Source organism: Bradyrhizobium sp. B097, from assembly GCF_038957035.1.
Classification (GTDB): domain Bacteria; phylum Pseudomonadota; class Alphaproteobacteria; order Rhizobiales; family Xanthobacteraceae; genus Bradyrhizobium.
On sequence record NZ_CP152412.1, the window covers coordinates 4,825,054 to 4,839,471 of the forward strand.

At 64.0% G+C, this 14,418-nt stretch carries 13 protein-coding genes; 5 read left to right on the forward strand and 8 right to left on the reverse strand.

Going from position 1 to position 14,418, the window contains the following annotated elements; translation table 11 throughout:
* Positions 1-229: 229 nt before the first annotated feature.
* From AAFG07_RS22745 to AAFG07_RS22760, 4 genes are all read right to left on the reverse strand, one after another.
* Positions 230-1,144, reverse strand: a complete 915-nt coding sequence (locus AAFG07_RS22745; protein WP_342722122.1) for a hydroxymethylglutaryl-CoA lyase — start codon at positions 1,142-1,144, stop codon at positions 230-232.
* Positions 1,141-3,150 (reverse strand): acetyl/propionyl/methylcrotonyl-CoA carboxylase subunit alpha, encoded by a 2,010-nt coding sequence (locus AAFG07_RS22750; protein WP_342722123.1) that lies wholly within the window; start codon positions 3,148-3,150, stop codon positions 1,141-1,143. Before AAFG07_RS22750 ends, AAFG07_RS22745 begins: the two co-directional genes overlap by 4 nt.
* Positions 3,151-3,164: 14 nt before the next feature.
* Positions 3,165-4,769, reverse strand: a complete 1,605-nt coding sequence (locus AAFG07_RS22755; RefSeq protein ID WP_207839632.1) for a carboxyl transferase domain-containing protein — start codon at positions 4,767-4,769, stop codon at positions 3,165-3,167.
* A gap of 87 nt (positions 4,770-4,856) precedes the next feature.
* Complete coding sequence (locus AAFG07_RS22760) at positions 4,857-6,029, reverse strand: isovaleryl-CoA dehydrogenase (RefSeq protein WP_342722124.1); 1,173 nt, start codon at positions 6,027-6,029, stop codon at positions 4,857-4,859.
* A 192-nt stretch (positions 6,030-6,221) separates the two neighbouring features.
* On the opposite strand from AAFG07_RS22760, the gene AAFG07_RS22765 reads away from it, so the two are divergent.
* Positions 6,222-6,872 carry a TetR/AcrR family transcriptional regulator gene (locus AAFG07_RS22765; protein WP_342722125.1) on the forward strand — a complete coding sequence of 217 codons (651 nt, stop codon included), beginning with the start codon at positions 6,222-6,224 and terminating at the stop codon, positions 6,870-6,872.
* Positions 6,873-6,874: 2 nt separating this feature from the next.
* Positions 6,875-7,369 carry an Lrp/AsnC family transcriptional regulator gene (locus AAFG07_RS22770; protein WP_342722126.1) on the forward strand — a complete coding sequence of 165 codons (495 nt, stop codon included), beginning with the start codon at positions 6,875-6,877 and terminating at the stop codon, positions 7,367-7,369.
* Between the two features lie 143 nt (positions 7,370-7,512).
* Here the strand turns inward: AAFG07_RS22770 and AAFG07_RS22775 are convergent, their stop codons facing one another.
* Positions 7,513-8,031 carry a MarR family transcriptional regulator gene (locus AAFG07_RS22775; protein ID WP_342722127.1) on the reverse strand — a complete coding sequence of 173 codons (519 nt, stop codon included), beginning with the start codon at positions 8,029-8,031 and terminating at the stop codon, positions 7,513-7,515.
* A gap of 33 nt (positions 8,032-8,064) precedes the next feature.
* On the opposite strand from AAFG07_RS22775, the gene AAFG07_RS22780 reads away from it, so the two are divergent.
* Positions 8,065-8,355: a DUF1330 domain-containing protein gene (locus AAFG07_RS22780; protein ID WP_342722129.1), complete on the forward strand. Its 291-nt coding sequence runs from the start codon at positions 8,065-8,067 to the stop codon at positions 8,353-8,355.
* 139 nt (positions 8,356-8,494) lie between these two features.
* Here the strand turns inward: AAFG07_RS22780 and AAFG07_RS22785 are convergent, their stop codons facing one another.
* Positions 8,495-8,800: an ETC complex I subunit gene (locus tag AAFG07_RS22785; protein ID WP_097672209.1), complete on the reverse strand. Its 306-nt coding sequence runs from the start codon at positions 8,798-8,800 to the stop codon at positions 8,495-8,497.
* 241 nt (positions 8,801-9,041) lie between these two features.
* Here AAFG07_RS22785 and AAFG07_RS22790 point away from each other — a divergent pair, with 241 nt between their 5' ends.
* Complete coding sequence (locus tag AAFG07_RS22790; protein WP_342722130.1) at positions 9,042-10,205, forward strand: OpgC domain-containing protein; 1,164 nt, start codon at positions 9,042-9,044, stop codon at positions 10,203-10,205.
* Between the two features lie 58 nt (positions 10,206-10,263).
* Here AAFG07_RS22790 and AAFG07_RS22795 read toward each other — a convergent pair whose 3' ends face one another.
* Positions 10,264-12,084 (reverse strand): carbamoyltransferase C-terminal domain-containing protein, encoded by a 1,821-nt coding sequence (locus tag AAFG07_RS22795; RefSeq protein WP_342722131.1) that lies wholly within the window; start codon positions 12,082-12,084, stop codon positions 10,264-10,266.
* 366 nt (positions 12,085-12,450) lie between these two features.
* On the opposite strand from AAFG07_RS22795, the gene AAFG07_RS22800 reads away from it, so the two are divergent.
* Positions 12,451-12,732, forward strand: a complete 282-nt coding sequence (locus tag AAFG07_RS22800; protein WP_342722132.1) for a hypothetical protein — start codon at positions 12,451-12,453, stop codon at positions 12,730-12,732.
* A gap of 440 nt (positions 12,733-13,172) precedes the next feature.
* Here the strand turns inward: AAFG07_RS22800 and AAFG07_RS22805 are convergent, their stop codons facing one another.
* Positions 13,173-13,949 carry a cyclase family protein gene (locus AAFG07_RS22805; RefSeq protein ID WP_212317330.1) on the reverse strand — a complete coding sequence of 259 codons (777 nt, stop codon included), beginning with the start codon at positions 13,947-13,949 and terminating at the stop codon, positions 13,173-13,175.
* Between the last annotated feature and the right edge of the window lie 469 nt (positions 13,950-14,418).

Sequence of the window (14,418 nt, forward strand, 5' to 3'; positions counted from 1 at the left end):
CCGAAATTGAAGACGATCTTTCCGGCCAAAAACGTTCGGCCGCGGGAAGCTGACACCTGTCCGGACATGGCGAGAGGCACCTGGAGCAATTGCGAGCCCCCTCACCTCAGCATGTTTGAGTCACCAAGCCATGAACGCTTTCGAGGGGTTTTGAGCGGGAGCAGAGAACGAAGGCGGTGTGCGCTGCGAAACCGGCCGGTTCCATCCTGCGGTTCCTGGAACCGTGCCGCTACGATCCGCTCAGCCGCTTCCGTTTCGCGTTCAGCGCGGAGGCGACGCGGCTGACCGGCGGACGGCCGAGCAAACCGGCGACCTCGTTGGTCGCAGCCAGCAGCTTCTCCATGTCGACACCGGTTTTCACGCCCATGCCCTCGAGCATGTAGACGACGTCCTCGGTCGCGACGTTGCCGGTGGCGCCGGGCGCATAGGGACAGCCGCCAAGGCCGCCGGCGGCGGCATCGATGACGCGCACGCCCTCCTCCATGCCGGCATAGAGATTGGCCAGCGCCTGGCCGTAGGTGTCATGGAAGTGCATCGCGAGGTTGGCGACCGGAAGCTCGGCGCCGACCGCGCGCAGCATCTGTTTGGCCTTGAGCGGCGTGCCGACGCCGATGGTGTCGCCGAGCGAGATCTCGTAGCAGCCGAGATCCCACAAGGTCACGGCGAGGTCGGCGACCGCCTTCGGCTTGATCTCGCCGTCGAACGGGCAGCCGAGAACGCAGGAGATATAGCCGCGCACCTTGACGCCATCGGCCTTGGCGCGCGCCAGCACCGGCCTGAAGCGCTCGATCGATTCCGCGATCGAGCAATTGATGTTGGCGCGCGAGAAGCCTTCGGAGGCCGCCGCGAACACCGAGACGACCTGGGCACCGGCCGCGCGCGCGGCATCATAGCCCTTCTCGTTCGGCACCAGCACGTGGAATTCGGCGTCCTTGATGTGGCTGACGCCGCGCAGCACCTGGTCGGAGCTTGCCATCTGCGGGATCGCCTTCGGCGACACGAAGGCGCCGACCTCGACGGTGTTAAGCCCCGCCGCCACCAGTGCCTCGACGAAGGCGATGCGCGCCTCGACGCTGACCGGCGTCTTCTCGTTCTGCAGGCCGTCGCGCGGCCCCATCTCGACGATGTGGATCTGATCGCTCATGACGCGGCCGTGGGCTCCACTTCGGCAAGCTCGACGCCCTCGCCGACGATGTCGCCGACCTTGCATTTGAGCTTCTTCAAAACGCCGGCATAGGGCGCGCGCAGGGTCTGCTCCATCTTCATCACTTCGAGGGTGAGGATCGGTGCGCCCTTCTCCAGCGTCGCGCCCTCCTCGGCCAGCAGCGCGACCACGGTGCCCGGCAGAGGTGCCACGATCTTGTCCTCACCGACCTGCTCCTCGCTCTCGCCGCCGAACGGATCGACCCAGTGCAGGTCGAAACGGCCGTTGCGGGTGCGCAAGTAAAGCTCGTGGCCCTCGATCACCGATGCGACGCGCGACTTGAGGCCGTCGAGCGTCAGGTCGAAGCCATCCTCGCGGGGCGACGAGATGGCAAACGCAAGCTCGCGCCCGCCGATCGAGAGCGTCGACGGTCCGTTGCCGTAGTGCAGCGTAATGGTGTGAGCGGGCTCGTGGCCCTGCCGGAACGAGAACACCCGCTGACGGCGGCCGACCGGCATCCAGCCGAACGCCTGCCAGGGTGAGTTCGCCTCGCGCCGCGCCGCTTTCTGTTCATCGTTGACGATCGCGGCCACCGCCGCGCAGAGTTCGAATTCACCGGCGGCACCGGTGCCTGATGTCAGGTTCTTCAGCTCGCGCTCGATGAAGCCGGTATCGATCGCATTGGCGCGCGTCTCCGGATGCGTCACCAGCGCCGACAGGAACGGGATGTTGGTGACGATGCCGCGGACGTCGGTTTGCTCCAGCCCGCGATTGAGCTTCTCGATCGCGTCCTCGCGCGTCGGCGCCCAGGCGATCACCTTGGCAAGCATCGCGTCGTAGTACGGCGAGACGTTGTCGCCGCTGCGATAGCCGGCATCGATGCGCAGGCCGTCGCCTTCCGGCGGCGTGCGCCAGGTCATGATGCGGCCGACCGAGGGCATGAAGTTCTTCTGCGGGTTTTCGGCGTAGACGCGCGCCTCGATGGCGTGTCCGTTCAGCCTGATCTCGTCCTGCTTCAGCGGCAGCGCCTCGCCGAACGCAACGCGCAGCTGCCACTCGACCAGATCGACGCCGGTGATCAGCTCGGTGACGGGATGCTCGACCTGCAGGCGCGTGTTCATCTCGATGAAGAACACGTCCCTGCCGTCGGAGACGAACTCGATCGTGCCGGCGCCGACATAGTTGACCGCGCCGGCCGCTTTTCGCGCGGCTTCGCACACCGCGTCGCGCTGCGCGGCGTTCAGCGTCGGCGACGGCGCCTCCTCGATCACCTTCTGGTGCCGGCGTTGCAGCGTGCATTCGCGCTCCCACAGCGAGAGCAGATTGCCGTGGCTGTCGCCGATGATCTGCACCTCGATATGGCGCGGGTTCTGCACGTACTTCTCGATCAGCATGCGGTCGTCGCCGAACGCCGCCTTCGCTTCGCGCTTGGCGCTGGTGATCGCGGCCGACAGCTCGCCCGCCGAATTGACCACGCGCATGCCGCGGCCGCCGCCACCGGCCGACGCCTTGACCAGCACCGGGAAGCCGATCCGGTTGGCGGCCTCCGCCAGGATCGCCTCGTCCTGCGCCTCGCCGTGATAGCCGGGCACCAGCGGCACGCCGGCCTTCTCCATCAAGGCCTTCGAGCCAGACTTGGAGCCCATCGCGGTCATCATTCCGGCGGTCGGGCCGACGAACACCAGGCCAGCATCAAGGCAGGCTTGTGCGAATTCGGCGTTCTCCGACAGGAAGCCGTAGCCGGGATGCACCGCTTCCGCGCCGATCGCGCGGGCGGCTGCGATGACGTGCTCGATGTTGAGATAGCTGTCGCGCGCCCGGGCGGGCCCGAGCAGCACGGCCTCGTCGGCGAGCGCGACGTGCATCGCGTCGCGGTCGGCCTCGGAGTAGACCGCGACGGTACGCAGCCCCATGGCGCGCGCCGAGCGGATGACGCGGCAGGCGATCTCGCCGCGGTTGGCGATCAGAAGCGTGCGGAAGCGCCGGTAGAGTTTTGAGCGGTCCATGATCAGATCCTGGGTCACATCCTGAACAGGCCGAATTTCGTCGGCTCGATCGGCGCATTGGCGGCGGCCGACAGGCCGAGCCCGAGCACCAGGCGGGTGTCGGCGGGATCGATCACGCCGTCGTCCCAGAGCCGGGCGGTCGCGTAATAGGGATTGCCCTGCTTCTCGTATTGCGCGCGGATCGGCTCGCGGAACTTGTCTTCCTCCTCCGCCGACCAGCTCTCGCCCTTGGCCTCGATGCCGTCGCGCCGCACCTGGCTCAGCACCATCGAGGCCTGCTCGCCGCCCATCACGGAGATGCGGGCGTTCGGCCACAGCCAGAGGAAGCGCGGGCTATAGGCGCGGCCGCACATGCCGTAATTGCCGGCGCCGTAGGAGCCGCCGATCACGACGGTGAATTTCGGCACGCCGGCGGTCGCAACCGCCGTCACCAGCTTGGCGCCGTCGCGCGCGATGCCGCCGGCCTCGTATTTCTTGCCGACCATGAAGCCGGTGATGTTCTGCAGGAACACCAGGGGAATGCCGCGCTGGCAGCACAGCTCGATGAAATGCGCGCCCTTGAGCGAGCTCTCGCTGAACAGAATGCCGTTGTTGGCGATGATGCCGACCGGATAGCCCCAGATATGGGCGAAGCCGCAGATCAGCGTGGTGCCGTAGAGCTTCTTGAATTCGTCGAATTCGGAGCCGTCGACGATCCGCGCGATGATGTCGTGCACGTCGAACGGCTTGCGGCCGTCGGCGGAGACCACGCCGTAGATTTCTTCGGCCGGAAACAGCGGTTCCTGCGGCGCCTTCATGTTGAGCGGCGCCTTCGCCGGCTGCTTCAGCGTGCCGACGATGCGCCGCGCGATCCCGATCGCATGCGCATCGTTCTGCGCGTAGTGATCGGTCACGCCCGACTGCCGGGAGTGGACGTCGGCGCCGCCGAGCTCTTCGGCGGTGACGACCTCGCCGGTTGCTGCCTTCACCAGCGGCGGACCGCCGAGGAAGATCGTGCCTTGATTGCGCACGATGATGCTCTCGTCCGACATCGCAGGCACATAGGCGCCGCCCGCCGTGCAGGAGCCCATCACGATCGCGATCTGCGGGATGCCCTGCGACGACATCTGGGCCTGATTGTAGAAGATGCGGCCGAAATGCCGCTCGTCGGGAAAGATCTCGTCCTGCAGCGGCAGGAAGGCGCCGCCGGAATCCACCATGTAGACGCAGGGCAGATTGTTCTGCCGCGCGATGTCCTGGGCGCGCAGATGTTTCTTCACCGTCAGCGGGTAGTAGGTGCCGCCCTTGATGGTGGCGTCGTTGGCGACGATGATGCATTCGCGCCCCGAGATGCGCCCGACGCCTGTGATGACGCTCGCCGAATGCACGTCGCCGCCGTACAGCCCGTTGGCGGCGAGCGGCGACAGCTCGAGGAATGCGGTGCCGGGGTCGACCAGGAGATCGACGCGATCGCGCGCCAGCATCTTGCCGCGCGAGGTGTGCCGCTTGCGCGAGGTCTCGCCCCCGCCGCCGGCGACCTGCTTGAGCTTGTCGCGGAGCTCCGCGACCAGGCTGCGCATCACATCGGCGTTGCGGGCGAATTCAGAGGATGTGGGATCGATCGTCGAATGAAGCGGCATCGCTGTTGCACGTTTCGTTGGAGTGGCCGACAGGATTTTTGGGAAAAGCGGGCCGCCGCGCCGGAGGCGCGACGGCGTGTGCGCAGCTCAGGCCGTCTTCGCGAACAGCTCGCGGCCGATCAGCATGCGGCGGATCTCGCTGGTGCCGGCGCCGATCTCGTAGAGCTTGGCATCGCGCAGCAGCCGGCCGGTCGGATAGTCGTTGATGTAGCCGTTGCCGCCCAAGAGCTGGATCGCATCCAGCGCGCATTGGGTGGCCTTCTCGGCGGCATAGAGGATGGCGCCGGCGGCATCCTCACGCGTGGTCTCGCCACGGTCGCAGGCCTTCGCTACCGCGTAAACATAGGCGCGCGAAGCGTTCATCGTGGTGTACATGTCGGCGATCTTGCCCTGCACCAACTGGAACGAGCCGATCGGCTCGCCGAACTGCTTGCGCTCGTGGACGTAAGGCAGCACGACATCCATGCAGGCCTGCATGATGCCGATCGGTCCCGCCGCCAGCACCGCGCGCTCATAGTCGAGACCGGACATCAAGACGTTGACGCCGCGGCCGACCTCGGAGAGCACGTTCTCCTCCGGCACCTCGCAATCCTCGAACACCAGCTCGCAGGTGTCGGAGCCGCGCATGCCGAGCTTGTCGAGCTTCTGCGCGGTGGAAAATCCCTTCATGCCCTTTTCAATGATGAAGGCGGTGATGCCGCGCGGGCCGGCATTCGCGTCGGTCCTGGCATAGACCACCAGCGTCTCGGCATGGGGACCGTTGGTGATCCACATCTTGCTGCCGTTGAGCACGAAGCGGTCGCCCTTCTTGTCGGCGCGGGTCTTCATCGAGACCACGTCCGAGCCGGCGGAGGGCTCCGACATCGCCAGCGATCCGACATGCTCGCCGGAGATCAGCTTGGGCAGATATTTGCGCTTCTGCGCCTCGTTGCCATTGCGGCGGATCTGGTTGACGCAGAGGTTGGAATGCGCGCCGTAAGCCAGCCCGATCGACGCCGACGCACGCGAGATCTCCTCGACCGCGATGCAGTGCTCGAGATAACCGAGGCCCGACCCGCCATACTCCTCCTCGACCGTGATGCCGTGCAGGCCGAGCGCGCCGATCTTCGGCCAAAGGTCGCGCGGAAAGGTGTTGGAGCGATCGATCTCGGCGGCGCGCGGCGCGATCTCGTTGGTCGAGAAATCATGCACCGTCTCGCGGATCGCATCCGCGGTCTCGCCAAGGTCGAAATTGAAGATTGCCGCCTGGTTCGAGGCCATGATCCCTCCCGTGAGATTCATCTTGCAATTAAACGATCATACGTTTTTTTCTTGGCTTCGCAAGCGACTGTGCTATGGTTTGCATGTGAAATCCGCAGTTCATTGAATTTACTGGGATTTCATGCGATATACATACGGTCGTTTGCTTGTTTCCGGCACTCCCTGGCAAGCCAACATCCCTCCGAGGCCCCGATGGCACGCACGATCGGCTCACATGGCCCCACGACGCTGGAGGCGATCCGCAAGGCCGGCGTGCGCCTGATCTTCGAGCGCGGCTACGAGGCGATGAGCCTCCGCCAGCTCGCCGCCGAGGTCGGCATCCAGGCAGGCTCACTCTACAACCATATCTCAACCAAGCAGGACCTGCTGTTCGATCTGGTGCAGGAGCATATCAACGATTTGCTGCGCGAGCTCGATCTCGCGCTGGAGGGCAAGGCCGATCCGGTCGAGCAGCTGCGCGCCTTCGTCGCCTTCCACGTCAGCTATCACATGACCCGCAAGCGCGAGGTCTTCATCGCCAATTCGGAGCTGCGCAGCCTCGAGGCCAAGAACTACGACGTCGTGGTGGCGTTGCGCGGCGCCTATGAGCAGCGGCTGGCGCAGATCCTCACCGAGGGGGTCTCGGACGGCGTGTTCGAGGTCGGCGACATCCAGGTCGCGACCTTCGCCATCATCGCGCTGCTGACCGGTCTTTGCACCTGGTACCGCCCCGGCGGCCGGCTGACCCGCGACGCCATCATCTCGGCGCATGAGAAGCTGGTGCTGTCGGGCGTCGCACCGCAGGCCGCGCTCGGTCGGGTCGGCAGCAGCAAGAGCCCGCGGACTGCGGTAGCGGGCTCGTGACGGTGACAGAGCGCCCACAGCTCGATGACATCGATTTGCGGATCCTGTCCGAATTGCAGCGGGACGGCCGGATCAGGATCAACGAGCTCGCCGAACGCGTCGGCATCACCGCCCCGCCCTGCCTGCGCCGGGTCCGCGCCTTGCGCAGCCGCGGCGTGGTGCAGGCGATCCGCGCCACGCTGGACGAACGGTTATTGGGCTATGAGGTGACGACCTTCGTCCTGATCCAGCTGGACAGCCAGAACCTGGTTGCGATCGAGGCGTTCGAGGCGGCGGTCGCCGCCGTGCCGCGCTTCCTGCAATGCTGGCGGATCTCGGGCGATGCCGATTTCATGTTGAGATGCGTCGCACCCAGCGTCGACGATATGCGTCAGCAGCTGCTGCAGTTCGCCGGCCTGCCCAACGTGCGTAAAATTCGAAGCTTTCCGGTGCTCGGCGTCTCCAAGGATGCGCCGCTGCCGATCCCGGGCGCCCTCGCCGCGCCCGCGGTGATCTGATCGGCCGGGACCCAATCCGCATGGACTTCAGTGAGTCCAGAACGAGGCCGTCAACTCATCAATCTGGAATGTGCAAAAGTCGGTCTTTCGGCAAGCGCGGCTGATAGGTCGCAGGGGGCGGAAAGCGATCTTGGCTGCCCCGCTCAACGGGAACGAGCTGACGGTTCAGGAGCAACCGAGGATGAGTCTTCCGCCGCCTTGGCTAACTCTGCCATTGCCTGCCTTACCGATCGAAGCCTTTTTTCGCCGAGGCGACGCGACAGTTCCCCTTTAGCCCAAGTCCATACCGGGAAGGCATCGACCATCAGGCGGCGACCGGAACTCGTCAAGCTTAGCCGCTTTCCTGCGCGGCCACGTCCGCCTTCGGCGCAGACCAAACCTCTCTCCTCGAGGTTCCGAACATTTCGGCTGAGCGTGGTCGTATCGACACCTGCGCTAACCGCGAGATCAACGAGCGTGGCCGGTTCGGACGCCCCAATCCCGACCAAGAGGCTGAACTGCTCGGCCGTTAGCCCAAGCGGCTTAAAGCAGGCATTGTAAAAGCGCGTGACTGCACGCGCCGTCGCGCGAGCCTGAAAGCCCGGGCACTCCGCGGCAACGGCCTTCAACGATTCTCGATCAAACCCACTCACGTCCGCACCCTTGACAGCCCGGTAGCGCACAATAATGTATATGCATTATTTGGAGATGATGTCATGCCAGCCTACGTGCATATCAATCTGCGCGTTATCGACCCAGCCAAGCAGGCCGCGCTCGCTCCTCGCTTTCAAGCGGCTCTACATGAGGCAGGTGGACGGGTTCTGCATTTCGGTCGTATTGCGGAAGTTCTTGAAGGGGATGAGGCGCCCCTGCCAATGGCTGGCGTATTTGAGTTTCCAACCCTGGCCCAAGCGCTAGCCTTCTACAATTCCGAAAGGTACGCACCGATCAAGGCCGAACGCCGGGAAGCGCAGCAAGCAAGGATGTTCGTTGTCGAAGCCGGCTGAGACGCCTACGCCAGACGCCGAAGCCTCACAACTTGCGCCCGCACGTCGGGTACAAGTCCATCGTTCAGGCCAGGTTCGCGCTATATCTGGTGAGCTCGATCACTGCGACTAGGCCTTGCTCCTGCTGCCGCGCCCCACCTTAGTGCGTCCACGGCTCCCAGCGGCGGAACGCGAAATTGTCGGCATAGGCGACCTGGCGGTGCGCCGAATCCTTCGGCTCGATCACCTGGTAGGCGATGCCCTTGCGCTCGCAATAGGCGACCGCCTCCTCCTTGGTCTCGAACTGCAGCGTGAGCTGCTGCTTCATGTCGGTGGACGAGGTCCAGCCCATCAAGGGCTCCACGGTGCGCGGCTGCTCCGGTTCGTAGTCCAGTTGCCACTCTTTGGTCTTGGCACGTCCCGATTGCATCGCGTTTTTGGCGGGCTTAAAAATGCGTGCGGTCATGGATGGTCGGCCCCGTGGGATGTGCGATATGGAAGCGATTTGAAGGAAACCGCCGGGATAGTATAGAGACACCGTTCAAGGAACTGATCGGTGATTCCTCGATCTCGGAGGGAGCCTTCGCCGGACCGGTATAGTCATTCTACCGCGCTGTGACAATCTGGCCTCGGGGGCTTCGGTTTGGAGCCCCTTGGGCCCGCGGCGCGGCCTTCTCGACAGCATCATCTCGAGGAAGCGGCGCCCCATGGAAATCCACGCTCACCTGCCCGACAAAGGACGTGACCTCCGGCTCGACCTGTTCCGCGGGATCGCGAACTGGGCGATCTATCTCGATCACATCCCCGACAATATCGTGAACTGGATCACGACCCGAAATTACGGCTTCAGCGATGCCGCGGACCTGTTCGTCTTCATCTCCGGCTACACCGCATCCTTCGTCTATGCCCGCATGATGCTGGAGCGGGGCTTCATCGTCGGCGCCACAAGGCTGACCAAGCGGGTCTGGCAGCTCTATGTCGCCCACATCATCCTGTTCGTGATCTACATCGCCTCGATCAGCTATCTGGCGCTGCGCTTCGGCGATTCCGAGATCATCAACGAGTTCAACGTCGCGGGCCTCGTCGACAACGCCACCGAGACGCTGCGCCAGGGCCTGTTTCTGAAGTTCAAGCCGGTCAATCTCGACGTGCTGCCGCTCTACATCGTGCTGATGGGGCTGTTCCCGCCGGTGCTGTGGTTCATGCTGCGGCAGCCGAACTGGACCATGCTGGCCTCGCTCGCGCTGTGGCTGGTGTCGCGGCACATGGGCTGGAACCTGCCCGCCTACCCGGCCGGAACCTGGTACTTCAACCCGTTCGCCTGGCAGGTGCTGTTCGTGTTCGGCTCGTGGTGCGCAATGGGTGGCGCGCGGCAAAACATGCACATCATCAATTCGCGCTACACGCTGTGGTTCTGCGTCGCCTACCTGATCTTCGCGCTGATCATGACGATGGCCGGCCGCTTCCCGGACCTCGGCGCGATGTTCCCGGACTGGCTGTATTCGACCTTCAACCCGAACGACAAGACCAACCTCGCGCCGTACCGCTTCCTGCACTTCGTGGTGATCACGGTGCTGGTGATCCGCTTCGTCCCGAAGGACTGGTCGGCGCTGGAGTGGAAGGTGTTCGATCCCCTGATCGTCTGCGGCCAGCAGTCGCTCGCGGTGTTCTGCGTCGGCGTGTTCCTGTCCTTTGTCGGACATTTCGAGCTCTCGATGAGCTCGGGCTCGCTGTTCGCGCAGATCTTCGTCAGCATCTCCGGCATCGCGATCATGACGATCGTGGCCTATTACATCTCGTGGTCGAAGCGGCAGGACAAGCCGATCAAGCCGCCGGCGCAGAAACCGGCGGCACCGGCAAAGGCGGCCTGATCCCCTTGTTGAGCATGGTCTTATCGGAAAACCGCTTCGCACTTTTCCGGACCATGCTCTAGGAGCCGCCCCGGCTGCCGTCCTGCGTGGTCGAGGAGACGATGGTGGCGACGTCGCCGAACGTCGTCATCACGGGCGTGACGACCTTGTGCATGGCGGTCTTCGCCACCAGCGTGTCGTGCAGCACGAGGTTGTCGATCCCGGTGGTGAGGAAGCAGCTCACCGCATCCTGCGGCGTCTCGATGATCGGCTCGCCCTTGACGTTGAACGAGGTGTTGATCAGCACCGGCACGCCGGTCAGCGCCTCGAACTCCTTGAGCAGGCGATACAGCACCGGGTTGGTTTCCTCCCGCACGCTCTGCACCCGCGCCGAACCGTCGACATGCACGATCGCCGGGATCTTGTCGCGCCATTCGGGACGCACCGGCTTGGCGATCAGCATGTAGGGCGAGTCCTCCTCGCCCTCGAAGATCTCCTTCATCCGCTCGGCCAGCACGATCGGCGCGAACGGGCGGAAGGCCTGGCGGTGCTTGACGCGGCTGTTGAGAATGTCCTTCATCTCGGCCCTGCGCGGATCGGCAATCAGGCTGCGGTTGCCGAGCGCGCGCGGACCGAATTCAGAGGGCCCCTGAAACCAGCCGATCACGCGCTGGTCGGCGAGCAGCTTCGCGGTATCGCGGCAGATGTTGTCGCTGCGCCTGGCGTCGATCTGGATGCGCACCAGGAAGCTTTGCAGCGCGGCCGCCACCTCGGCGTCGCTGTAGCGCCGGCCGACATAGGCGTGGTCCATCACGAACGAGCGGCGCTGCTTGAGGATCTCCAGCCAGCCGTAATAGGCGCAGCCGATGGCTATGCCGTCGTCGCCGGCGGCGGGCTGGATCCAGACGTTCTCGAAGCCGGCCTCGCGCGCGATGCGTCCGTTGGCCACGCAGTTCAGCGCGACGCCGCCGGCGATGCAGAGGTTCTTCGCGCCGGTGGTCTCGCGCAGCCAGCGCGCCCGCGCCAGCAACACGTTCTCGGTGTCGTCCTGCACCCGCCAGGCGATGTCCTCCCAGTGCCGCATCGTGGGGCTCTTGTCCCAGCTGCCGCTGTCGAGCACGAAGGGCTGCTGGTTGTCGGCGCCCCAGAACGGCACATGCAGTCTGCCGTCCTTCATCTCGAGCAGATGGCCGACCTGCTCGCGGCGGCCATAGGGCGCGAGCCCCATCAGTTCGCCGCACTTGTTCCAATCGCCGAACACATAGGTCGAGACCCGGCTGTACAGCGCGCCGAGACCCGGCATGTTGTAGAACTCGTCCGACAGGAGACCGCGCGCCGGCTCCATAAAGACCTTCTTCAGGCATTCGAGCCTGGTGTCGTCGAACCTGTAATAGCTCTCGGACTCGCGGGCGAGCGGCGACGCCCCATCCTGCGGATAGGTTTCCATCGCGTCGGCCTGATAGTTGCCGACGCCGTCGACGATCATCACGACGCCGTCCTTGAACGGCGACACCGCGAACGCGCTGTAGGCATGCGCGAGGTGATGCGAGATCGACACCACCTTGTCGGACTTCGCGCGAAACAGCGAATGCTTGATCGCCTCGTTGCGCTCGGCGATCGGCAGGAACCCCGGCATGTCCTGGTGGAGCATCCGCTCCTCCATCTCGGGCACCGGCAGGATGTAGCTGTTGCGCACCACGAGAGCGACGTCGTCGAGGGTGATGCCCTCGGCGGACAGGCAGTAGTCGATGACTTCCTTGTAGAAGCCGGAGGCGTGCTTCTCGCGGGTGATGCGCTCCTTGGAGATCGCATAGGCGATCGCGCCGTCACGCAGCAGGCAGGCGCTCACGTCATGGTCGTAGACGTTGAGACCAAGGACGTAGGTGTGTTGTTTCGGCATGGGCACTCTTCAGGGAGGATTCTGAAACGCTCAGAGAACATGATCGTGTCGACTTCAAGTTCTCGACGGCATTTTCCGCGGCTCGCAAACCTCTGCTTCTGCGATGCACAAATCAGATCGGCGCAATGCAAGATGAACAGAATGAACGGTGGATGAACGACAAGATGAGCGTAGCAACCACATCATCCTTTGCAGGCGGGACTGTAACTTGACCTTACCTTTTGGTCTCAATAGAGTCGTTAAAGCTCGCAAGAACCTTAGTGAAAATATTGTCTTAGCATGCTCGAACCGGACGCCGGTCTCGCGCGTCTAAGCGAGACAGCCAGCATCGGTTCAGATGTTTGGAAGTGACTGGAGATCTTCAGAATGACTAAACGCTACAATATCCTGACTCGTTGCCTCGCAGCAGTCGCTTTGTTGTTCGTCTATGTCGCAAGCACCTCCGCCATCCTGGTCGGCGCCACCACGTCGTCTGCGCAGGCGCAATGGCGCGGACGTGGCTATGGGTATCGCGGCGGCTGGGGTCGCGGACGCGGATGGGGTTATGGTCGCGGATATGGTTATGGCCGCGGCTATGGCTACTACGGCGGTTATGCCGGCCCCCGTTGCTGGTGGACCCCGCGTGGTGTTCGCGTTTGCCGGTGGTAACAACCGCCCGGCCAATAGAAGCGATATTGAGGACATGAATCAGGTGCGTCGGTCCCGGCGCACCTGATTTTCTTTTGGGGCTTGGTTGTCCTGCCGGGGCTTGGCTCACCTGCCGCGCGCAAGAAAGAGCCCCGGGAGACGCCGGGGCTCTAGTCACGGGAGAGAACGCTTCAGAAATCGGGACGCGAGGACGAGCCGCCGGCCCGACCACCCAATGCATCTACGACGTGCATGAGAGCAGATTCGGTTCCCTCTGGCTGTAGCCATGCCGCAACAACCTGCCGTAATGCACAGCATGTCCACGGGTTCCCGATCTGGGGCGAAACAGTCCGAAGGCGCCTGGAGCCTTTCCCGTTCCGATGGAATCGGAACGGGGCTCCAGGTTTTGTCTCGACGCGTTTTCTTCACGCGAACCGGTATCCACTTCGCTCGAAAACGCTCTAATCGTCGAGGATCGCAACCGCCCTCGTCCACCCCGCCGATGCGCGCTCGATCTTCACCGGGAAGCACGACACCATGAACCCGGTCGACGGCAGCTGCTCGAGATTGTGCAGCTTCTCGATGTGGCAGTAGCCGATGTGGCGCCCGGCCTTGTGGCCTTCCCAGATCAGGCTGGCGTCCCTGGTCTCGGCGTATCGCTTCGCGGTGAAGACGAACGGCGCGTCCCAACTCCACCCGTCGATGCCGGTCAGCCGCACGCCGCGCTCGAGCAGATACATCGTCGCCTCATAGCCCATGCCGCACCCGGAATTAACGTAGTCGGCCTGGCCGTATTTCGCGCCGGCACTGGTGTTGACGACGACGATCTCGAGCGGCGACAGCGTGTGGCCGATCCGCTTCAGCTCGGCTTCGACATCGCCTGCGGTCGCGACGTAGCCGTCAGGCAGATGGCGGAAGTCGAGCTTGACGCCCGGCTGAAAGCACCATTCCAGCGGCACCTCGTCGATCGTCCACGAGCGTTCGCCGCGGTTCATGGTCGGATGGAAATGCCAGGGCGCATCGAGATGCGTGCCGTTGTGCGTGGAGAGCGAGACCTGCTCGACAGCCCAGCCCTGCCCGTCAGGCAGATCCGCAGCCTTCAGCCCATCGAAGAACTGCAGCATGCGCGGTAGCCCCTGCTGGTGGTCGATATACTGGATGGTCGGGTGATTGCCCGGCGGATCGGCCGGAACGTCGTTCTGCAAGGGAACGGAGATGTCGATCAGTCTGCGCGCCATGGTGCTTCCTCGCGGATTGGTCTTGTCAGGCCGAACCAACCTGCCAGTCCGCGCGCACCATCGGCAAGCCACATCCGCTCGAGATCAGGCCACGGTCTGCCCCCGGTTGCGACAGCGGCAAGGCGCCGCGACGTTGAACCTATTTCCCGCGCGGACGACCCATGGGCACTGGGGATTTCAGGGCCCAGTATTCGGCGACGCCGTCTGGACGATCCATATTCCGCCCAGGCGGCGTTGTTGCGTCAGGCGATACATCCTGGCCGAAGCGTGGTTGCCCGTGCCAGAACGCTGTTCACGCACAGAGAGCCACAGAAACAATCCGTGTCCTCATGTCGGGCGGATTGCTGGTGGTGTTGCCACGGCGATACAGAGATACCCTTACAACGATGCTAACCAACCAGCATCTGAATCAAGACGGGGTTGCGTCGTGTCGGGATTTGATCACTGGAACGGTGCAAATAGGGCTTAC